We start from the raw sequence: 22,360 nt of genomic DNA, 5'->3' as shown, positions 1-22,360 counted from the left end.
CTGCGACTAGTAGTGTTTTGATATCAATTCAGAGCAAAAAGAACTAACCAGTTAATTTTTTATCGCGGATTTAAAGGTGAAACGTTTTAGTCTGAACAGTCGCTATTCGGCTGCGGATTTCGGCGTGATCAAGCGCACTTGTGCCCCGCCCGCATGGACTTGCGCGCTGATCTGCCAAGTGGCGGGCAGCGCTGCAAACTCTGTCGGGTCATCCTGGGTGCCGACCAGCCATATCCGCGCGTTGCCAGAAACCTCGGCAAGGCTGTCGAGGTAGACATCGTCGCTGACCAGCGTACCGAAACCATATTGATTCGGCCGCGTCGAGCGGCCGTCTGCAGCCGGCGGCGTGTACAGCCGCACCTGTGCGTCGGTGCGATCGTAGTAGACGTAACTCAAGTACCAGAGCATGTCGCTGGTGATGATGCGATCTCCGGGCTGGAAATGCTGATTGACGTAGTTCACCACGCGATCGAACTGATCACTGCTGTCGACCGCGGCGTTGTTGTTCAGACCAACCATTTCCACCCCGAGCAATACCACCAGCACCGCCAACGCGAGGACCCGCACGCGGCTGTACAAACGGTCGATGGCCAGCGCCGCCAGCAGCGGCAAACCCAAGGCGTAGGCGGTCAGATAGCGCTCGATGAATACCGGCGTGATGAACGACACCGCAAACACCAGCAACAGCGGTAAGCCGGTGTACAACGCCAGCAGGACACTGCCGCGCGACACGCTGCGATCACGAATGACCGCCACCGCCGTCAGCAGCAGCAATGCCAGCGGCAACGCGCCGAACACCAGCAACGGCAGATGTTCGCCGTCATCCTGGATCAGCCATGTCCAGATCATCGACGGCAACGACGCCAGCGTCACCGGGTCTTCCCAGCCGACATCGCCACCGACCTTGAGTTGTTCCATGTGCTGCGTCAGATCGAGCAGGTTGGGCAGCCACGGCAGGTACAACGCCGCGATGGCCAGATTCGCCAGCCACCAGCCCGGGCGCTGGATATGCCGCAAGCGATAGCCGCGCTGGAACCGGATCACTCCCAGATAAACCCAGTGACACAGCGCCGCCAGCACCGCGAAGTAATGGGTGTAGAACGCCGCCGTCATCAACAGCGCATAAACCGCCAGATAGCGATGACGCTGCGGCCGGCGGATCCAGTAGACCAACGCCAGCGTCGCGGCGATCAACAACAGGCCGAGCAGCGAATACATGCGCACTTCCTGGCTGTAGCGCACCGCCGTCGGCAACAGCGCCAGCAGCAGGCCGGCGAGGATCGCAGCGCGGCGCGTGGCCAAGCGATCCACCAGCCAGACGCCCATTCCGACTGCGGCGAGGCCGGCCAGAGCGCTAAGACAGCGAATGGCAAAAATCCCGTCGCCGAACAGTTCGATCCAGCCATGCAGCAGCATGAAGTACAGCGGCGGATGCACATCGAACGCCGCGTGGCGCCAGATATCGCCCAGCGAGTAGCGCGCCAGTAGCAGGCTGGAACCTTCGTCGCCCCAGATCGCCGCCGCAGTCAGGTCGTAAAAACGCACAGCGGCGGCCAAGAGCAGGATCGGCAGCAGCCAGTGCTCCCTCGCCCAACGGATCAAGGGCAAGCGGACAAACCACGAACCCGGCGTCGCATGCGGATCCTGTGTGTCGCCCACCGGTGTCACTCTGTTGACCTCCATCGCTTCCTCTTGCCGTGCCACGACACCACGCCTGTATGAGCCCGAACCTGCCAGTCACTCTAGGTCAGGCGCAGGAGACCCGTCGATGCCGATTTGCGACTTCACGACACCCGGCAACCTTGCCAATCCGCGTCTACGCTCTGGCGTGGCGTGACCTGGCCACGGAGTGCCAAGGCAATAGCACCAGCCTGATCCCACTAGCGGCCCGCCGACAACCAATCAGAAGGATAAGGACTTTATGGACGTTTACATGGGCACTGTTCTGACGTTTGCCTTCAACTACGCGCCCAGCGGCTGGGCCTTGTGCAACGGTCAGATCATCGGCATCAACCAGAACCAGGCGTTGTTTGCATTGCTGGGCACCACCTACGGCGGCAACGGTACCGTCAACTTCGGCCTGCCCAACCTGCAGAGCCGCATGCCGATCTGCCAAGGCAATGGCGGGGGCCTGACGCCGAGAGTCATGGGCGAAATCTCCGGCGCCGAACAAGTCACCGCCACCCTCAACAACCTGCCGAACCACACTCACACCCTCGCCGGCCTCACCGCCACCACCACCGTGCAACTGGCCAACCCGGCCAGCAACCCGGTGGGCGCTCCGACGGCGACCAATGCCTACATCGGCGCTTCGGGGACCGGGCCGGGTCTGGCGAATATCTTTTCCGATGCCCAGGGCACCTCAGCCATTCCTCTCAAAGGTGCTGCGACCACTATCAGCGGCACAATCTCGCCAACTGGCAACGGCTTACCGCTGCCCATCATGAACCCGTATCTGGTGATGAACTTCAGCATCGCGCTGAACGGTATTTTCCCTTCGCGTAACTGATCGACCACCGGGGGATCACCCTCCCCCGGCTCCCCTCTTTGCCGGAGCGAGACCATGCTGCAATCGGTTAAAAGCCAACATTTCCAGGCCCTTCTCGGGCGGATCGGCACCCTGTATCTGCCCGATGGCAGCGCATTGCAAATCCATATCGGCGAACTCGCAGAGAAACCGCTGGCGCAAATGCGTTACAGCGAGCGCATGCCATTCAGCGTCGAACTGAGCAGCCTGGAAGCGACTGAATTCGTCGATGGTTTATGTACACTGGAGTTGCCTGAACTGGGGCGAGTGGACGGCATCTTCGTGTCGCGCGTACCACCGATGGGGCGGCCGCCAGAGCTGGCTTACTTCCACATCACCTTCAACTGACCCGAACCCAAGGAGCAGCCTTCGGCGGCTCCTGCACGGAGATTACTGGGGATACCAGACCAGTCGCTCCGCCGCCGGGTTGCTTTCTTCAACCGCAAACCCGAGCGCGAGGTAATGCCGTCGCGCATGGGGATTGCTGGTCCAGACCACCGTCGCCACCGGGCAGCGAATCTGCTGCGCGGCTTTCTGCACGCCTTGCAGCACCGCCCGCCCAAAACCCTGGCCACGCGCCTGCGGAATGAACGCCAGGTACAACACGCGAATCTCGTTGGCGCCGAAATCAGTACTCAACGCGCCAATCGCCGTGCCGAGTTTTTCTACCACGTAGTGCATGGCGTTGGGGTAGTTGTCGGCCATGCCCTGCTCCTGCACCTGAAACTGCTGCGCGACCAGTTGCTGCACCTGTTCCTGCTCGCCGTCGACCCATTGCAGGTCCGGCCGCGCCGTCTGATACAGGCCCTGCAAAAATGGCGCGTCGGTTGCCCGCGAAGGTCGCACCACCAATCCGTCTGCCGCCACTGCTGCGTTGTCCGCCATCGTGCTCTCCGTTAGAAACCGCTTTCCCTGACCCCCAGCGCCGCCATTCGGCGCCAGGCTACGCCGAGCAACGATTCACCGCTACCCTGCAAAATCACAACACCGCGCAACGGTTGCGGCGGTGTCGGCGCGGTATCGAGCACGCTGAGCCGTGCGCCGTATTGCGCCTGCACCGGTTCGGCCCGCTGCTGTTGATCGCGGCGCACGGCAATCGGCCCGTGGTGATCGGAGGTCAGCGCCTCCTGATCGACGTAGGCCACGCCATTGGTGTCGATTTCATTCAATTGCACGGCGAGCGCCGGGTGCATCGGGTCATCGGCGATGAAGCGGCCACTGGCCCCGGGCTTGACTCGCCACAATTCGGCTTCGGCGAGATAACCGCGCAGGCGCGCGCCGTCTTCGACGACCCGTGCCAGTGCATCCTTGCTCGACAGCCAGCGCCCGACCGTCATGTTCGGCAGCAGATCACGCACGTTGCCGGCCTGCGGTGCGCGCAGCAGCAAGCGTTCGCGTTGCGCCGTCAGCCCGCGGTATTCGGCGACCGCTTCGGCCAATCGCTGCTCGACAATGCCAGCGTCGGCGGCGGTTTCGCTGCGACTGGCCTGACGACGCATCAACAGCTGCTGGATCTGGATTTCCCGGCGCACGATCGCCAGCCGCGATTCTAGATCCGGTGACTCCAGTTCGATCAGCACATCGCCCTGCGCGACTTTCTGCCCGTCCGTCACCTTCACCGCTTTGACCCGCGCCGCCGTCGGCGCGTGCAGGGCACTGGCGCGCCCGGCCTCGAGCATGGTCGGCAACTCCACCGAACTGCGCCACGGCACGATCAGCACCAGCAACAATCCGAGCAGCGCCAACCCACTGAGCAGCACGCGCGGGCCGTGCGCCTGTTCGCGGCGGCTCCACCACTGGCGCCACTCACGCATGATCGGCAGAAAAATGAACCACACCAGTTCCACCAGCATCAGGAAGATCCCCAACACCTTGAAAAACAGGTGATAGACCGCCAGTGCGATCCCGAAAAACAACGCCGCACGCCACAACCATGAGCCATACCCCCAGATCAGCAAACGCCGTCGCATCTTCGGCGACCAAGGTTCCGGCGCCGGGGCGCCATAACCGAGCAAAAACTCGCGCAGACGCCAACGGCACAGGGCAAATGCGCGCCCCTGCAAGTTGTCGACTTCCCAGAAATCACTGATCAGAAAATAACCATCAAAACGCATGAACGGATTGAGGTTGACCACCAGCGTGGTGATCCACGTGGCGCTGGCGAGCATGAACGCCGCTGTGCGCCCCGGTCCATCCGGCAGCAACGACCATGCGAGTAGCGCAATACACGCCAACAGCAATTCCGCGAGCACACCGCCGGCACCGATCAGCAATCGCGCACGGCGATCATTGACCCGTCAGGCGTCGCTGACATCGGTGTAGAACATCGGCAGCAAGACCATGAACGCCACGCCCATGCTCTGCACTCGACACCCGGCGCGCTTGGCCATGAACGCATGGCCGAATTCGTGACAGAGCTTGGCAAAGAACAACGCCACGCCAAACGCCAATGCGCCGCCGAGGCTGAACAGGTGTGGAAACGTGCCGATAAAACGCTGCCAGTCGCGCGCCACCAGAAACACACCCAACGCCAGCGTCGCCGGTAAACCGTAACGCAGCAGGCGCGGGCCGAAGCGCGCAAGCCACGGCCACGCGCGATTGAGAAACGCGTCCGGGCGCCACAGCGGAATACGGAAAAACAGATATTGATGCAGGAGGATTTGCCACAGGCTTTGCTTCTGCGCCAAGGCCTTGAGGCGGTAGCTGGCGCGCTGTTGATCGTCGAGCGCACTGATCAAATCGTGTCCGCGCAAGAACTCCAGCAACTGCTCAAGCTCGGTGCCGGCCAACGGTAAACCCGGCTCGCGATTGGCCGCGCGCAAGACTTGCTCGGCGTCGCCCAACGACCAATGGCGCAACAAGCGCATCGCCGCCGTGCCCAGTTTGAAATAACGCCCGCGCACCGGATCGGCGAGGGTCCAGCGCGGCGAACCGTCCAAGGCCGGCGCCGCGGGCGACAGTTGCAGGTCGGCACGCAGGCTCGGCAGATTCATCTACAGACCCACACTCTGGCGCAAACCGGCCAGTGGCCGGCGCAGCAAGTACAGCGCCAGCGGCGCGCGGTCGCCGAAGATTTTCGCCGTGCCGCGCAGGCCGATGCGTGGCGGTGTCTCGGTAAAATTGGCGTCGAGCCGATAGGCCAGTTGCCCGCCCGCCGTCGGCTGCGCCTCGTACGCCGAGCGTTCCAGTGTGGCGAGATGGCGCTTCAGCGGATCGCTGTCGAGAAACAACGCCACTTCGGCACCAGGCTCCAACGAGATCGCGTCGCCCACCGCCAGTTCGATACGTAGTTCAGCCTGATTGGGGTCGGCAATTTCCATCAGGCGTTCGCCGGTCTGCACCGGTTTGCCGGTCAAGCGCTCGGCGTCGGCGAACACCGCGATGCCATCACGTTCGGCACGCACTTCGCTGCGCTTGAGCAGCTCACGGGCGTAGTCACGTTCGGCGCGCTTCTGCTCAACCCGAGCGGCGAGCAAGTCGACTTTTGCGCTCGACTCGGCATCAGCAAACGAGCGCTGGGAATTGGATTTCAGTTCAGCTTCGGCCACACCCAGCGCACGCTCAGCGACGTCGGCCTGCGCCTTGAGCGTGGTGCTTTCGAAACGCACCAGCACATCGCCGTTTTTTACCGTTTGATTGGGTTTGACCAGAAACTCGGCGATTACTCCGTCCAGCGGCGCCGCCACCACGCGGCCACCCAGCGGTACCACTTCGGCCGGGGCCAGCACCGATTGACGCACCGGAAGCAACAGCCCGAGCAACAGCACCGCGAGCAACGCCACCTGACGCTTGCGGGTCCAGCGCAGCCGCCACGGTTTGCGCGGTTGCAGCGCCAGCCAGGCGTGGCTGTAGGTGTCACCGAGTTGCGACAGCAAGACTTGTTCGGAAGGATTCCACGGCACATCGCGCGCCAGCCACAAGCCGCCGAACACCTGCGCGTCGCGATCCACCAGCGGTAACCAGAACACCTGCGCAGCGGACAGACTGCGCCAGTCGGCCTGGATCGATTCGCTGAGCAGTTCCGGCGCGATCACCCGCGCTTGCTTCAGCACATCCTGCTTGAACAACTGCGCCACGGCCTGCTCGACGAACGCCACGAACGGCGCATTCGGCTCAACCGCACTGACGCCCGTCACGGCTTGTACCTTGCCGGCGATCAATAACGCGGCATGGCGAAAGCCAAACAACGACTGGCCGTCATTGACCAGGCTGTAGGCCAGTTGCGCGGCATCACGGGCAGCGCGAGTCTGCCGTTCAAGGTCGAGAAACCGTGCGAACACCTGTTCAGCGCCGCCGCTCACCGGGGCGTTCACTTAAGCTCCGGGAAACGCGCGGTGCCGCTCATGCCGGCGAGCAAACCTTTGGCTTCGGGAAGTGTTGCGACCAGCAACAGGGTCTGACTGCCCTCATCGATTCGCGCGCCGAGGCGTTTGACCGTGGCGTCGATGGCCTGGCCGGTTTCATCGGGAACGAAGCTGAAGGTCTGGCCGGGCTTGAGTCTGGCCATCCAGCGCGACGGCACCAGCAAATGAATCTCGAGGGTACGGTTATCGACGACATCGAGCAGCGGTGCACCGGCCGGCACGCTTTCATAGCGCTGCACCTTGCGCTCAACCACTTGCCCGTCGAACGGCGCGACGACGCTGCAGCGCTTGACCTGCACTTGATACACCTGGGATTGCGCCTGGGTTTCGCTGACCTTGGCCTCGGCCCGCGCCACTTCGAAACGCCCGACAGAGTTGAGTGCAGCCAACTGTTTGTTGTGCGCCAGCTCTTCACCGGCACCCCGGCTGGCCGCTTGTGCGGCATTGAGCTGTGCTTGATAAGCAGAGCAATCGAACTTCGCCAGCGTATCGCCCTTCTTGAACGACTCGCCCTCACTGAACGGCAGTTCGACAATCCGCCCGGAAAGCTCACTGGCCAGCGTCGCCTGATCGCGCGCCCGCAACACCCCCCGCGCCTCACTGCTCGCGGTGGCCGCCGCCGTCCCCGGATTATCCAGCAGCGGATCGTCTGGCCCGGGCGTTTGCGCCTGAACTGCACACGTAACTAAGGTCAATCCGATAACCCAACCGCGAAAACGCTGCATAACCGCTACTCCCTGACGGATGTGCGGAGTCTACGACAGCGGGGGTTAGCGTCAAGCGAAAGGCCATCACTCTTCGGAAATGTAATGTTTCAAAAGAGAAAGCCGCTCAATGACCGTTTAAGAGATGTAGGCAAATTCCGGCGTCCTACACGAGTTGGGGATACTGCTGATTGCTCACTGCGAAAACGGCGATAGACAGGCTACCTATGCAAATAGGCGCGGAGCGAATTTACCTCTCTCTGCAACAACCTCTAATACACAAGCCCTTAAATGGCTTGACCATGGCGGATACCAGCAACCAAAACTGACAAGCCGGTGCTGGAGCTAAACCAGCGAAGTGAGCGTGCAATTATTTGGTGGTTGACCTGCATGACGCGCTCAATCTAGGATTGCCTTACTCAACCCCGTACGTAGCGATTCAGTTCGCTGGCAGTTGGGGTGAAGAAACCGGCCTAGGCCGGTTTTTTCGTTTCTGAGGAATAATTTGTGCGTACTGCTTTCTTTGTTGATGGCTACAACTTGTTCTATGGGCTGCTCGCGGGCACCCCCTATAAATGGCTCAATCTCGAAGGTTTGCTGATTCATGTCGCACACATCGAAAACCCGCAGAACGCCGTTGTCTCGATTGACTATTTCACCTCCTCAATCAAACCCGAGCTCGCGACATTGGGCCGGATTTCAAAAGAGGCACAAGACACTTATATAAGGGCACTGCGCACGACCAATGTCAGGGTGCATTTTGGTCGACATCACCTTGAACAGGCTAAAGCGCCTCGATTCATCGACAAAAACACCAAGGCCTCACGTCAGGACAAGGTCGACATCTGGAAGCTTGAAGAAAAGGAAACCGACGTTCATATCGCGATCAGCATGTATCGCACTGCCTGCCAGCAGGCAATGTTCGCAACGCAAGATCGCGTCGAACAACTCGTACTGGTTTCGAGTGACACTGATATCACCCCCACATTGAGAGCAATACGTGCGGACTTTCCTCACCTAACCATCGGCGTCCTTCTTCCTCACAGGGCAGGTTTGAATCGGCCCACCCCGGGCTCTCTGAAAGATCACTCTCACTGGCTGCGCCGCGTGATCACAGAGGAAGAATTGCTCATTAATCAGTTTCCAGGCCGAGTAGCCACGCACAAAAAACCAGCGTTCAAACCGGATTATTGGTAGGTACTTCTGCCGGATACACCGACTCCCATCCCCCACCCAACGCCTTGTACAAACCCACCATCGCCAACGAAACACCGGTCGAACTCTCAACCCACTGCTCCTGCGTCGCCAGCAGCGCGCTTTGCACGGTGAGGACGTTGACGAAATCGACCACGCCTTCGACGTATTGCTGTTGCGCGGTGCGCAGGGCGATCTGGTTCTGGCGGACGGCTTCGGCGAGGCTGTCACGGCGGCGTTGACTGGCGTTGTAGGCGGTCAGTTGATCATCGATTTCGTGCCAGGCGCGCAGTACGGTTTGCTGGTAGGCGACGGCCGCTTCCTGCTGCTGGGCTTCGCGCAGTTGCAGCATGCCGCGCAGGCGTCCGCCGTCGAACAGCGGCAGGCTGAATTGCGGGCCGATGCCGAACGCGCGTGAGCCCCACGAGCCAAAGTCGCTGAGTTGCATGGCTTGCGAGCCGAGGTTGCCGGACAAGGTGATACGCGGATAGAAATCACCCTTGGCCACGCCGATATTGGCAGTGGCGGCGTGCAGACGCGCTTCGGCCTGGCGGATATCCGGTCGGCGTTCGGCCAGTTGCGACGGCAGACCGATGGCGACTTGCAGCGGCGACTGCGGCACGGCGGCGTCTGTGGATAACTCCTTGGCCAATGCCTGTGGCGGTTCGCCCATCAACAGGCTGATCGCATTGATCAGTTGCGATTGGCGCTGTTCCAGCGCGGGCAGGCGCGAGTCGATCGCGGCGACTTGCGCGGCGGCTTCGGCGACGTCGAGGTCAGTCGCCACACCATCAGCCAAGCGCAGTTGCGAGAGTTTCAGGCTGTGCCGGGCGACGTCGAGGTTCTGCTCGGTGACGGCGCGGGTGTTTTGCACGCCGCGCAGTTGAATGTAGTTTTGTGCGGTGTCGGCAAGCACCGCCAGCAACACCCCACGACGGTCGTTTTCGGCGACTTCGAGGTTGGCGTCGGCAGCTTCGGTTTCGCGGCGCACGCGACCCCAGAAATCCAGTTCCCACGAGGCGGAAAAACCGGCGTCCCACAGGTTGAAGGCGGAATCACCGTTATGCCCGGACGGGTCGTTCAGGCCTTCGCCGCTGTTGCGTTTGCGCGCATAACTGCCCGTGGCGGCGGTGTTCGGATAACGATCAGCGGTGATCACCTGGCGAGCGGCGCGGCTTTGTTGCAGACGGCTGCTGGCCAGTTGCAAGTCGAGGTTGCTCTGCACCGCACGTTGAGTGAGCGCGGAGAGTTGCGGGTCGTGGAAGACTTCCCACCAGCGTTCGTTCAGGGGTTCGCTGATGGCTTGGCTGGGGGCGGAATTGGCAGGTTTGGCCCAGTCGGCGATTTGTGTGGCTTCGGGTTTCTGGAAATCAGGGCCTACGGTGCAGGCGCTGAGGCTTACTGCAAGCAAGATACTTAAAGTGAGTGGCTGCCACTGGCCTCTTCGCGAGCAAGCTCGCTCCCACAGGGGGGCTGCGGTGTTGCCGAGGTCCAATGTGGGAGCGAGCCTGCTCGCGAAGGCGTCGGTTCGATCAACACGGCTCATCGCTGAGTCACCTCACGCACCGACGTCGCCGAGCTTCTGGTATCAATGCTCGCCTCCACCGACATGCCCACCCGCAACCGTTCGGCCAACGGCTGCCCCGGTTCCAGCATGATCTTCACCGGAATCCGCTGCACCACCTTGGTGAAGTTACCGGTGGCGTTGTCCGGTTTCACCGCCGCAAAGGTCACGCCCGTCGCCGGAGCGATACTCTCGACACGACCGGTCAGCGCTTCACCACCCAGGCTGTCGACGCGTACTTGCACCTCTTGCCCTGGCTGCACGTCAGTCAGTTGCGTCTCCTGAAAGTTCGCCACGACATATGCCTGCTTCAAAGGAACCACCGCCAGCAGCTTGCTGCCCGGCGTCACATAGGCACCAACACGCACGGCGCGCTCACCGATCATGCCGTCCTGCGGTGCAGTGATACGCGTGTAAGAGAGTTCAAAACTGGCGATTTCCAGCGCCGCTTGTGCGTGCTTCAAACTGCCTTCGGCGGCATCCCGCTGAGCCGTGAGAATGTCGACCTGCTTGCGCTCTGCCGCCAGTTTCGCCGTGGCGGTGTCGAGATGCGCCGTGGCTTGATCGATGCGAGTACGCGCCTGTTGCGCGTTCTGCACCGTACCGGCACCAACGCCGGCCAAATGGTTGTAGCGATTCAACTCCTGCTGGGCGAAAGCCATTTCAGCTTTGGCCGACACCACCGAGGCCTGCGCCTGGGCGATCACCGAAGTCTGGCGTTCCAGCGTCGCTTTGGCGTTCTGCAATTGCGCCCGCGCGACCAGGGTCTGCGCGTCCGCCGCTTCGGCTGACGCGCGCAAATCGCGATCATCAATCAGCGCCAGCAATTGCCCGGCCTTCACTTGCTGGTTGTCTTCCACCAGCACTTCCTTGATGAAACCGGCCACACGCGGCACCACCAGGGTGTAGTCGGCAGAGACAAAGGCGTCGTTGGTGTTTTGCTGGGTGCGTTTGCCAAACACACCGGGCAGCGCCAGATACACCAGCACGCCGACGGCCAGCGCGGCCGCGATGGCCACCGCGAGTTTTTGCTTTGCTTGAGTCGTCATAAAAACCTTCATTGTTCAGTGCAGCAATCAGGTCGACGCGCGGGGCGGAAAGATCCGCGTCGGCAGCCAGAAAATCAGCAGGATCAACGCCACCGCGACGCCGGCCATGCACACATAGAGATCGGAAGAAGTCAGCACCACGGCTTGTTCGTGCAGGCGATGGGCAAGGCCCGGATCGCTGCGATCGGCAAGCGGCGAATTGCCGAGGCTGTCGACCAACATGGTCGAGTGGAAATGCAGACGCGCCGTAGTCAGCGCCTCAAGCACCCCGGTGGCGACCACCGCCGCCAGACCTTTCACGGTGTTGAACCACGCCGAGGCAAACGGACCGTCCGTTGGCTGGATGCTGCCGGTCGAGAGCATCAACAGCGGCAGCACCGACATCGGCTGGCCGAAGATCTGCAGCCATTGCAGAACGTAGAAGTTGTCGCGAATCCATTCTGAAGTCAGCAGCGATCCGCCCAGGCAGGACAGCGTCAACATGCTCAAACCCATGCCAAGCACCCAGCGGCAATCGACCCAGCGCAGGTTGCACAACGCTGCCACCAACGGCAGCGCAATCAGTTGCGGCAATGCGGCGATCAGCATGATCGGTGCGGTCTGCGCCGGGCGATAACCCTGCACCTGCGCCAGATAACTCGACGGAATCAACACCACCGCCTGCAGAACTATCAGCACACCGGCCAAGGTCATCAAGGCGAACGACAGGTTACGAATACCGAGCATCTGCAATTTGAAAAACGGGATCGGCTGCGACCACTCGTTGATCAGGAACGCCACCAGCAGCAGCGAGCCGGCGCCGAGCAATCCACAGATCAGGCTCGACTCGAACCAGTCCAGCCGATTGCCCTGCAGCAAACCGATCACCAACATGCAGATCGCCGGAAAGCCCAGCAGCAGGCCTTTCCAGTTGAACGATTTGAGGCGCTCCAGGCGTAGCGGGTCCTGCGGAATACCCCACGCGACCATCGCCATGGCGATCAGACAAGGCACGATGATTTGCCAGAACGTCCACTGCCAGCCGACGTATTCCGTCCACAAACCGGCCAGCGGCGTGCCGAGGCCGGGGCCGAATGTCGCCGTCAGTGCGTATCCGGCCAGACCGTAAAGCTTGATGTTCGCCGGCAAAAAGCGCAGGGCGACGGTCATCAGCATCGGTGGCAGCGCACCGCCTGCCAGCCCTTGCAGGATGCGCATCAGCAGCAGACTTTCGTAGTTCGGCGCGAATGGACACAACACGCCGAGCAACGTGAACAGACCGATCGCGCAAAGGGTGAAGCGGCGCAACGAGAAGGTCACCGAACACCACGGCGCGAAGGCCATGGCCGCGACCGAAGTGGCGGTGTAACTGGCCACCAGCCAGGTGCCTTCGTCGTAACCGATGCTCAGCGCGCCACGGATGTCGGCCAGGGCCACCTTGGTGACCATCTCGTTGAGACCCGACACCAGCACCGCCAGCAGCACGCCGACCAGGCCAATGATGATCCGCGCCCCGAACACCGGTGGCGTCGCCGCCTTCGCCGGGCTGGCCGCAGCGATGGGCATCGCGGCCGTCAGGGATGTCATGAGTACACACTCCGGAGGGAAAAATACGGGAGCATCTTAGTCGGGCTTGGCAATGACTAAAATTGACTTATTGGCAGGTTATAAGTGCGCCAGACGCAACAATTAACCCCTCCTGTGGGAGCGAGCTTGCTCGCGAATGCGTCAGGTCAGCCAACATCATGGGGGAATGACCCACCGCTTTCGCGAGCAAGCTCGCTCCCACAGGGTTTTGTGTTGATTCGAAGGTCAGGGCTGGGCAGCCAGCCACGTTTCGTCGCAGCAAGCCTTGAGCGTTTCCCGCAGCCAGCGATGCGCCGGATCCTTGTCGAAACGCGGGTGCCAGGCCTGGGTCAGCATCAGCGTCGGCAACGGGATAGGCAGGTCGAATGAGCGCAGTTTCAAACCCAGCCGGCGCACGCTGAGCAGCGCTTCTTTGGGCACCGGCAAGATCAGATCGGAATCCGGCAAGGCAAACATCGCCGCATGGAAACTCGGCGCGATCACCGCCACGCGCCGCTCCAGGCCTAGCGCATTCAGCGCCGTATCGATCGGGCCGCGCGCGATACCACGGCGCGACATGCTGATATGGGAAAACCCGGCGTAGCGCTCGGCGGTGATTTCACCGTCGAGCAGTGGATGATCTTCGCGCACCAGTCCCACGAAGTGCGTGGAAAACAGGTTCTGCACTTTGACTTCAGGGGTGACGGGGCGGGTGTTGCTGACGCTCAGATCGATGCGGCCCTCGCGCAGTGCCTCATCGTCGCCATCGCCTTCCGGGACGAAACGCAATTCGCAGTGCGGCGCCAGTTGATCTAGGGTGTCGAACAGCTTGCCGCCGTAAACACCGATGAAAAAGTCATTGGCGCGGATGCTGAAACGACGGCGTAACGTGCCCAGTTCCACGGTGTCGGCGGAACGGAACAACAGCGCCGCCTGCTCGACCACATCGCGCACCTGTTCGCGTAATTCCAGGGCTTTGGGCGTTGGCACCAGACCCCGACCGGCTCGCACCAGAATCGGGTCGCCGATGGCTTCGCGGATTCGCGTCAGGGTTCGGCTCATGGCGGCCGGACTGAGGTTCATCCGCCGCGCGGCGCCGACCACACTGCCCTCGTCGAGCAAGGCGTCGAGGGCTACCAGAAGGTTCATGTCCGGAAGTTGCATGCTGAGCACTCTTGGCCGATCGGGATTGATCTGGGCGCAATGCTAGCAAACATCTTTCAGAGTAGGCGTTGATCTTACTGCCGCCTTCGCGAGCAAGCTCGCTCCCACATTTGGAATGCATTCTCCTGTGGGAGCGAGCTTGCTCGCGAAGGGGCCAGACGCAACGCCACAGAGTTACCGCTGCATCCCCCACCGCTTAACGGTCACCCGCTCCAGCGTATCGAACACCAGATTCTCCACCAGCAACCCGATCAGGATCACCACCGCCAGCCCGGCAAACACCTTGTCGGTGTACAGCTCATTACGATTCTGAAAAATGTACCAACCCAGACCGCCCTTGCCACTGGTCGCGCCAAACACCAATTCCGCCGCGATCAACGTGCGCCAGGCAAACGCCCAGCCAATCTTCAACCCGGCCAGAATCGACGGCAGCGCTGCCGGAATCAAAATGAACAGCACCAGCCGCAAGCCCTTCAAACCATAATTGCGCCCAGCCATGCGCAGGGTTTCCGAAACGCCGAGAAACCCGGCATAGGTATTCAGCGCCAGCGCCCACAACACCGAATGCACCAGCACAAAAATCAGGCTGTTCTGCCCCAGGCCAAACCACAGCAGCGCCAACGGCAACAGGGCAATCGCTGGCAGTGGATTGAACATCGAGGTCATCGTGCTCAGCAGATCGCGGCCCAACTGCGTCGATACGGCCAACGTGGTCAGAGCGAATGCCAAAACGATGCCGATCAGATAACCCTTGATCAGCACCACCAGCGATATCCACACTTTGGCCAATAACTCACCACTGAGCAGCCCGTCGAACAACGCATGGCTGGTCTGCAGGAAACTCGGCAGCATCAGGTCGTTGTTCTGAATCCGCGCGACCACTTCCCACAGCACCGCCAGCACAATCAGGATCAGGCTTTTACGCAGCCAGCCCTGTTGCCACAGTCGCGTGCCGAGCGACAGCTCTCGCTCGACCGGCACCTGCGTCAACGGTTCCAGCACAATTTCGAACTCTTCACGCACAGATGATGAATGGCTCATCGGGTAGTCCTCCTGGCCGCTCAATAAGCGATGCGAATGTCGTTGAAGTCGTGGTCACGCTCGGTTTCCGGCGGCTGACCTTCGTCGAACAGCAGCCGATGAATGCGCCGCGCCGACTCCTGAAACGCCACGCCGCCGAGGCTGTGCAGATCGTATTGATGGCTGTGCACTTCGGCGCGCACTCGACCCGGATGCGGCGACAGCAGCAGGATGCGATTGCCGACCACCAATGCTTCTTCAATCGAGTGGGTGACGAACAGCAGGGTGAAGCGCACCTCTTCCCAGAGCAGCAGCAATTCTTCCTGCATCTTGCGTCTAGTCAGCGCATCGAGTGCGGCGAATGGTTCGTCCATCAGCAGGATTTTCGGCTGCATCGCCAGCGCCCGGGCAATCGCCACGCGCGCCTTCATGCCGCCGGACAACGTGTGCGGATAGGCATCGGCAAACGCCGCCAGACCGACCTTTTCCAGATAGTGCAGCGCACGTTCTTCGGCTTCTTTTTTCTTCAGCGTGCGCGATGCGAGCAGCGGAAACATCACGTTCTGTTTGACAGTTTTCCACGGTGGCAGTTGGTCGAACTCCTGAAACACCACGATCCGGTCCGGCCCCGGCGCGTCGATGCGCTGGCCTTGCAGACGGATCTCGCCTTCGCACGGTTGAATAAACCCGGCGACCGCTTTGAGCAACGTCGATTTGCCGCAACCGGACGGACCGAGCAGCACGTAACGATCGGCCGGGTCGATTTCAAAACTGACCTGATGGGTGGCGCGCACTACGCGTTGCGGCGTGCGGTATTCGAGACTGACGTGATCGACCGCCAGCAACGCGTCGCTGCGGGCGATCAGGTTGCTGGCCGCGTGGCCTGGCAAGGGAGCGTTCATGGTTTGATCAATCTCCGGCGAATCAGAAAGGCGCGTCGCCCTGAATGGTCGTGCGATACAGCTTGCGGCGCAGGTGCGCGGGGCAGCCGGCGGCGAGATGGATCAGCGAACGGTTGTCCCAGAACACCAGATCGTGGGGCTGCCACTGATGGCGGTAGATGTTTTGCGGCAGCACGCTGTGGGCGTAGAGCTCGGTCAGCAGCTGCTGGCTCTCGTCTTCGGGCAGGCCGACGATGCGCGTGGTGAACCCTTCGCTGACGAACAGCGCCTTGCGACCGTTCTCCGGATGCGTGCGCACCACCGGGTGCACCACTTCCGCGACCTGAACCAGTTGCTCCGGGGTCAGGGTCGGGCGCCAGTTGCCTTCGAATTTGGTTTCGCTATAGCGGGCGGTGTAGGAATGCGCGGCCGAACGACCTTCAACAGCTTTGCGCAAGGCCTCGGGCAAGCTGTCCCAGGCTTTGTGCATGTCGGCGAACAACGTATCGCCGCCCTCGGAAGGCAGCTCTTGCGCATGCAGCATCGAGCCGAGACTTGGCAGCTCTTTATAGGAAAGGTCGGAGTGCCAGAACTTGCCAGCATCACCGAGGCCGATGTTCTGGCCGTTTTCGATGATGTTGGAAACGATGAGGATTTCCGGGTGGTTGGCCAGCAGGAACTGCTTGAGCACGTGGATCTGCAACACGCCGAAGCGGCGGCTGAAGTCGATCTGTTGCTGTGGGGTGATTTGCTGGTCGCGAAATACCACGACGTGGTGATCCAGGTGCGCGCGATGAATGCGCGCAAAGTCCTGATCATTGATCGGCCGGGTGAGGTCGAGGCCAATGATCTCTGCGCCGACGGCACCGCTGAAAGGGCGGATTTCGAAGGCTTGCGGCGCGGCGGTCGCGGCGCTTGGGGAAGCAGTAGCTGCGGACATCTTTCCATCTCCCACGCACGGCACGCTCACGGGCGCGCTCGTCGATCAGACACTCACGCTGGATTGCGTGTTGGTTCAGGTCGTGCGGCGCGCCGATTGGTCGGCAGGTACGCAGGGGGATGACTTTATAGCTATAAGAATTGGAAATTAAATACCGTTAATGAATAACGATATGGCGGAATGGACTGGATGGTGAGTGACGGTTTTTGTCACTTCCTGACAGATGCAGCGATCCGACTGACGCCTTCGCGAGCAAGCTCGCTCCCACAGTTGATCTTCAGTGGACACAAATTCTGTGTTCAAAAGAAATCCAAATGTGGGAGCGAGCCTGCTCCGGGCGGCGAACCGACGAAGAGGCCGGCAGCCGCGCTGAAGATCTAACGCTCGTGCAACGCCTCTGCCCGCGCACGAATGATCGGCTTGAGCAGATAACTCAACACCGACTTCTTGCCGGTAATGATGTCCACCGACGCCACCATCCCCGGAATGATCAGCAACGGCTTTTCATCGGTACCCAAGTGGCTGCGCTCGGTGCGCACCTTGATGATGTAGTAAGTGGTTTTCTTGTCTTCGTCGGTGATGGTGTCAGCGCCGATCTGCTCAAGCTTGGCTTTGAGCCCGCCGTAGATGGTGTAGTCGTACGCGGTGAATTTCACGATCGCTTCCTGCCCCGGGTGCAGGAAGGCAATGTCCTGCGGACGGATCTTGGCTTCGACCAGCAAAGTGTCGTCCAACGGTACGATTTCAACCATGTCGCTGCCCGGCTGGATCACGCCGCCGATGGTGTTGACCAGCAACTTGTTGACGATGCCGCGCACCGGCGATGTCACCAGCGTGCGGCTGACGCGGTCTTCCAGCGCCTTGCCGGTGGCCTGGGCCTTGTTCAGGTCGGTGCGCGCTTCGTTGAGTTGGGTCAGCGCTTCACTGCGGAATTTGCCACGCGTCTCGTCGATCTTGCGCTGCACTTCCTTGATCGCCGATTCGGCACGCGGGATGGCCAGCGTGGTGGCGTCGAGCTGACCGCGGGTTTCCACTTCGGCACGCTTGAGGCGCAAGACTTCCACCGGGGAAACCGCGCCCTGCGCCACCAGCGGCTCGGACATGTTGATTTCCTGGCGCTGTAAGCCCAGTTGCTGGCGGTACTGCGCCTGCTTGGAGCTGAATTCGCGCAGCTCTTGCTGACGCTGGATCAACTGCTCCTGCAAACCACCGATCTCGTCGTGCAGTTGCTGACGACGGCTGATGTACAGCGACTCTTCGCTTTTCGCCTGTCCCGGCACAGCCTTGAGCACGTCCTCGGGGAAATTCAGCGGACGATCATCAACTTCAGCGCTAAGACGCTCTACGCGCAGCAACATCGACAGGCGATCGGCTTCGGTTTCGCCGACGTTGGAAGCAAATCGTGTGTCGTCGAGGCGAATCAGTGGTGCACCGGCTTCGACGATCTGGCCTTCCTTGACGAACAGCTCGGAGATGATCCCGCCTTCGAGGTTCTGGATTTTCTGGATCTTCGACGACGGAATCGCCTTGCCGTCGCCCTTGGTCACTTCGTCGATCACGGCGAAGTTGGCCCACAGCAGCAGGAAGATAAAGAAGCCGATGATCGCCCAGATGGTCAGACGCACGACGCGCGGGGCGTCTTCGATCAGCGCTTTGTTGACCTCTGGGAGGGGCTGGCCCTGCAGTGATGCCGAGCCTTTGAAGTAGCGACGGATCGAATCCTTGAAACCCGACTTAAGCAACACTGATCTGCCCCTTCTTCAACGCTTCCATCACGGCGGCTTTCGGGCCATCGGCGAGAATCTGTCCACGGTCAACCACCAGCAGGCGATCCACCAGCGACAGCAGCGACGCCCGGTGCGTTACCAGCACCACGGTCTTGTTTTCTATCACTGCCGCGAGGCGTTGCTTGAGTCGTTCTTCACCGGTGTTGTCCATGGCGCTGGTCGGCTCGTCCATTAACAGGATCGGTGGATTGAGCAACAGCGCCCGGGCCAGTGCAACGTTCTGCCGTTGACCGCCGGAGAGGTTCTGCCCGCGCTCGCCGACTTGCAGCTCGTAACCTTGTGGATGCAGACGGGCGAATTCGTGGACGCCGGCCAGTTCGGCCGCCTGCAGGACAAGCTCATCTTCGACATAACGCGCGCCGGAGACGAGGTTGTCACGCAGGGTGCCGGCCAGCAGTTGGATGTCTTGCGGCACGTAGCCAATGTTGTAGCGCAGTTCGCTGACGTCGATCTGACGGATATCCACACCGTCGACCAGCAACGCGCCGTCATCCGGTTGATAGAGGCCGACCAGCAGTTTTGCCAGGGAGCTTTTGCCCGAGCCGCTGCGGCCGATGATGCCAATTTTCTCGCCGGGGCGAATCACCAGGTTGATGTTTTTCAGCGCCGGGTTCTGTTGTTCCGGGTAGGTGAAGCTGAGCTGGCGGCACTCGATCGCGCCTTGCAGCACCTTGCGGCTCAGCGGGCGCTCTTCGAAATTGCGCTCTTGCGGCAGCTCCATCATCTGGTCGACCGAGGTCATGGTCACACGCGCCTGCTGGTAACGCGTCAACAGACCGGACAGCGAGGCCAACGGGCTGAGGGCGCGGCCGCTAAGCATGTAGCAGGCAATCAGACCGCCCATGCTCAGGTTGCCGGCGATGATCTGGTAGACGCCGAAGACGATCATGATCACCCCGGCCAGTTGCTGGATCAGCAGGGTGATGTTCATCGCCAGACCGGAGAGCATTTTCACTCGCAGCTCGAGGCGGCTGAGGGTGCCGATGGTCTGTTCCCACTGGTATTGGCGTTCGCTCTCGGCGTTGTTGACCTTCACCGCGTCGAGGCCGGCGAGGGTTTCGATCAGGCTCGACTGGCGCTCGGCACCGAGGGCCATGGTGCGCTCCATGGTCGCCACCAGCGGTTTCTGCAACGCGTAGCCGATCAGCAAGGCAATCGGGAAGGCCAACACCGGAATCCACACCAGGTGCCCGCCGAGAATGGCGATGACAATAAAGATGAGGATGGTGAACGGCAGGTCGATCAGGCTGGTCAGGGTCAGCGAGGCGAGGAAGTCGCGCAGGCTCTGAAACTCATGGATGTTCTGCGCAAAACTGCCGACCCGCGCCGGACGGTATTTCATCGCCATGCCAACAATGCGCTCGAACAGCGTCGCGGAGATGATCAGGTCGGTTTTCTTCCCGGCCAGGTCCAGGCACAGGCTGCGCAGGCTTTTGAGGACCAGGTCGAAGATATAGGCGCCGGTGATACCCAGCGCCAGCACCCACAGGGTCGCTTCGGCCTGGTTCGGCACCACGCGGTCGTAGACGTTCATCACGAACAGCGGCGCGGCCATGGCGATGATGTTGATCAGGAAGCTCGCGGCGATGGCATCGGCGTACAGCCAGCGCGAGCGCTTGAGGGTGTCGCGGAACCACGAGCGGGCACGTGGAATCAGCGTGCCGTGGTTGACGTCGAATTTGTGTTGCGGCTGAGCGAAGAAGACTTTACCGGTGTAATCGTCGGCGAGCAGTTCGCGACTGACGATGGACTCGCCGCCGTCGGTTTCGCTGAGCAGGACTCGTGCTTCATTGTCACCTTGCCAACCGAGCAGGACGGCGCTGCGGCCATCCTTGAGCAGCAACAAGGCCGGCATGGCGATCGCCGGAATTTCTTCCAGTTTGCGCTGCAGCACCCGACCTTGCAGGCCGGCGCGAGCCGCCGCGCGGGGCAGCAACTCGACACTCAGGCGTTGTTTGGGCAGCGGCAGGCCGGTGGTCAGCATCGCCGCGCTGGCGGGCTTCTGGTGCAGCATGCAAAGGGCGAGCAGACCGTCCAGTAAAGGATCGTCGTGCAACGCGCGTGGATCATGACTGAGTTGAACTCGACTGACTTCTGATTCCACGCTCGACACTCTTTGACAGTTGAAAAGGGATAACTCAATTCATCCCAGGCAGCTGGACCTTGGGCTTCACGTCGTTCTGCACAACGGATGCCAACGGTGCGACCACTCCCTGGCTTCTGAGCAACTCGCCCATGGTCGCCTTGATTCGGTACTGAGTAAATAACTGAATGTTTTTGATTTCCGCCAGACGCCGCGAAGCGGTGAACAACTCGTTTTCGCTGTCGAGCAAATCGAGCAGGGTCCGTTCGCCGAGGCTGAACTGACGCTGGTAGGCGGTGCGCACCGAGGTGCTGTGGTCGACATATTGCTGCGCGATCGGCACCTGCGCGTTGGCGTTGTTCAAGGCGTTCCAGGCCAGACCGAGTTCTTCGTTCAACTGGCGCAGGGCGTTGTTGCGGATGTCCAGCGCTTGGTTCGACAGGTACGACTTGGATTCCAGATCAGCCTTGTTGCTGCCACCGGAATACAGGTTGAAGCGCATGCGCAGCATCGCTTGCCATTCGTTGTTGTGACCGTTCTGACCATCGAGATCGTTGTCGGCGGTACGGCCCAGTTCGGCGTCGAAACGCGGGTAGAAGGTCGACTTGGCGGTTTCGTACTGTTTCTCGGCAGCGGCGATATCGGACTCGGCCGAACGCAGGATCGGGCTATTTTCCAGCATCTGCTGGCGCGCTTCATTGAGGTTGGCCGGCATCATCGCCATGAACGGTGCCGGCCGCTCCAGTTGATCAGGCATCTGGCCGACGGCGCTGAGGAAGTTGGTTTCCGAGTCGGCCAGATTGGTTTGCTCGGTGATCAGGTTGTTGCGAGCCTGGGCCATCCGCGCTTCGGCTTGATCGAGGTCGGCACCGCTGCCGACGCCGCGCTGGGTGCGCAACTGGATCTGGTCGTAGATGCGCTGATGGCTCTTGAGGTTGTCCTCGGCCAAGCGCACGAATTCGCGGCGGGTCAGCACATCCAGGTAGACCTGGGCGACGGTCAGCGCGGTGCGCTCGGAAGTGCCGAGCAACGAGTAGGCGCGGGAGTTGACGGTGGCTTGTTGACGCCCGACTTCGCTGGACGTCGCAAAACCGTCAAAGACCATTTGCGAGAGACGTAAACTTGACTCGCTGCGGTTCAGGGTTTCCCAATGGTTGCCGCCGCCATTGGCGCGGGTGGTGACGCTGTCGGTGCCTTCACGGCCATAACCGCCGAGCAGATCGACCTTCGGCAGGTATCCCCCTTTCGCCGCTCTTAATTGATAATCCGCAGCCAAACGACTGTTGACCCCTGCCTGGATTTCCGGATGGACATCCAGTGCCTGCTGCATGGCTTCTGGTAAGGATTGTGCTTGTACAAAAGAGGCGGCGAGGGCGAAGGGTACGGCGAAAAGCAGGGGCGAACGCATGATAGGAATTTCCCAGGACTTCTTGTCTTGAATCACAGCAAAACGTGGCGCTGCGTCGGATGATGGCAACCAGATTGACCGTATGTCGGAAAGTTCAAAACAGGAACTGGATCACACGCTAAAGGACAGG

Annotated in this window: 17 protein-coding genes and 1 pseudogene; 3 read left to right on the top strand and 15 right to left on the bottom strand. The window is 61.1% G+C overall.

The genetic code is table 11. The features are described from left to right. Positions 1-102: 102 nt before the first annotated feature. Positions 103-1,683, bottom strand: coding sequence for a glycosyltransferase family 39 protein (locus AB4O11_RS09270; RefSeq protein WP_460130491.1), 1,581 nt, complete (start codon positions 1,681-1,683; stop codon positions 103-105). Between the two features lie 238 nt (positions 1,684-1,921). On the opposite strand from AB4O11_RS09270, the gene AB4O11_RS09265 reads away from it, so the two are divergent. Next, a complete protein-coding gene (locus tag AB4O11_RS09265; RefSeq protein WP_460089428.1) occupies positions 1,922-2,509 on the top strand; it encodes a phage tail protein in 588 nt (195 codons plus the stop codon). 54 nt (positions 2,510-2,563) lie between these two features. After that, complete coding sequence (locus AB4O11_RS09260) at positions 2,564-2,875, top strand: DUF6916 family protein (protein ID WP_093440242.1); 312 nt, start codon at positions 2,564-2,566, stop codon at positions 2,873-2,875. 42 nt (positions 2,876-2,917) lie between these two features. Here AB4O11_RS09260 and AB4O11_RS09255 read toward each other — a convergent pair whose 3' ends face one another. The 4 genes and pseudogenes from AB4O11_RS09255 to AB4O11_RS09240 form a co-directional block, all read right to left on the bottom strand. Further along, the gene (locus AB4O11_RS09255; protein ID WP_186620848.1) at positions 2,918-3,412 is read right to left on the bottom strand and encodes a GNAT family N-acetyltransferase; all 495 of its coding nucleotides are present in this window, start codon (positions 3,410-3,412) and stop codon (positions 2,918-2,920) included. 11 nt (positions 3,413-3,423) lie between these two features. Continuing rightward, positions 3,424-5,520 (bottom strand): annotated as a pseudogene (locus tag AB4O11_RS09250) (efflux RND transporter periplasmic adaptor subunit). After that, positions 5,521-6,840, bottom strand: a complete 1,320-nt coding sequence (locus AB4O11_RS09245; protein ID WP_460130490.1) for an efflux RND transporter periplasmic adaptor subunit — start codon at positions 6,838-6,840, stop codon at positions 5,521-5,523. After that, on the bottom strand, positions 6,837-7,616 hold the full coding sequence (locus AB4O11_RS09240; RefSeq protein ID WP_099757661.1) for an efflux RND transporter periplasmic adaptor subunit: 780 nt from the start codon (positions 7,614-7,616) through the stop codon (positions 6,837-6,839). The genes AB4O11_RS09245 and AB4O11_RS09240 overlap by 4 nt, the downstream gene beginning before the upstream one ends. Positions 7,617-8,102: 486 nt before the next feature. On the opposite strand from AB4O11_RS09240, the gene AB4O11_RS09235 reads away from it, so the two are divergent. Then, the gene (locus AB4O11_RS09235; RefSeq protein WP_460130489.1) at positions 8,103-8,792 is read left to right on the top strand and encodes an NYN domain-containing protein; all 690 of its coding nucleotides are present in this window, start codon (positions 8,103-8,105) and stop codon (positions 8,790-8,792) included. Here the strand turns inward: AB4O11_RS09235 and AB4O11_RS09230 are convergent. From AB4O11_RS09230 to AB4O11_RS09185, 10 genes are all read right to left on the bottom strand, one after another. Beyond that, positions 8,773-10,335: an efflux transporter outer membrane subunit gene (locus AB4O11_RS09230; protein ID WP_460130488.1), complete on the bottom strand. Its 1,563-nt coding sequence runs from the start codon at positions 10,333-10,335 to the stop codon at positions 8,773-8,775. The two genes, AB4O11_RS09235 and AB4O11_RS09230, sit on opposite strands and share 20 nt — an antisense overlap. After that, a complete protein-coding gene (locus AB4O11_RS09225; protein ID WP_093440215.1) occupies positions 10,332-11,402 on the bottom strand; it encodes an HlyD family secretion protein in 1,071 nt (356 codons plus the stop codon). Before AB4O11_RS09225 ends, AB4O11_RS09230 begins: the two co-directional genes overlap by 4 nt. Positions 11,403-11,429: 27 nt before the next feature. Next, positions 11,430-12,968, bottom strand: a complete 1,539-nt coding sequence (locus AB4O11_RS09220; protein WP_460089421.1) for an MFS transporter — start codon at positions 12,966-12,968, stop codon at positions 11,430-11,432. Positions 12,969-13,193: 225 nt separating this feature from the next. Beyond that, the gene (locus tag AB4O11_RS09215) at positions 13,194-14,111 is read right to left on the bottom strand and encodes a LysR family transcriptional regulator (RefSeq protein WP_025113444.1); all 918 of its coding nucleotides are present in this window, start codon (positions 14,109-14,111) and stop codon (positions 13,194-13,196) included. A gap of 174 nt (positions 14,112-14,285) precedes the next feature. Continuing rightward, a complete protein-coding gene (locus tag AB4O11_RS09210) occupies positions 14,286-15,152 on the bottom strand; it encodes an ABC transporter permease (RefSeq protein WP_099757659.1) in 867 nt (288 codons plus the stop codon). A gap of 20 nt (positions 15,153-15,172) precedes the next feature. Continuing rightward, on the bottom strand, positions 15,173-16,033 hold the full coding sequence (locus tag AB4O11_RS09205; RefSeq protein ID WP_414927288.1) for an ABC transporter ATP-binding protein: 861 nt from the start codon (positions 16,031-16,033) through the stop codon (positions 15,173-15,175). Between the two features lie 22 nt (positions 16,034-16,055). After that, on the bottom strand, positions 16,056-16,952 hold the full coding sequence (locus AB4O11_RS09200; RefSeq protein ID WP_460130487.1) for a TauD/TfdA dioxygenase family protein: 897 nt from the start codon (positions 16,950-16,952) through the stop codon (positions 16,056-16,058). Between the two features lie 377 nt (positions 16,953-17,329). After that, entirely contained in the window at positions 17,330-18,697 is a 1,368-nt protein-coding gene (locus AB4O11_RS09195) for an HlyD family type I secretion periplasmic adaptor subunit (RefSeq protein ID WP_250606522.1), read from the bottom strand. Further along, entirely contained in the window at positions 18,687-20,843 is a 2,157-nt protein-coding gene (locus tag AB4O11_RS09190) for a type I secretion system permease/ATPase (RefSeq protein ID WP_099757656.1), read from the bottom strand. Before AB4O11_RS09190 ends, AB4O11_RS09195 begins: the two co-directional genes overlap by 11 nt. Positions 20,844-20,877: 34 nt before the next feature. Beyond that, positions 20,878-22,230 carry a TolC family outer membrane protein gene (locus AB4O11_RS09185; protein WP_093440182.1) on the bottom strand — a complete coding sequence of 451 codons (1,353 nt, stop codon included), beginning with the start codon at positions 22,228-22,230 and terminating at the stop codon, positions 20,878-20,880. Between the last annotated feature and the right edge of the window lie 130 nt (positions 22,231-22,360).

This window comes from Pseudomonas sp. H1_D05, assembly GCF_054682705.1.
The sequence above is the reverse complement of the archived record's forward strand: the minus strand, read 5'-3'. Positions and strand labels throughout refer to the sequence as shown.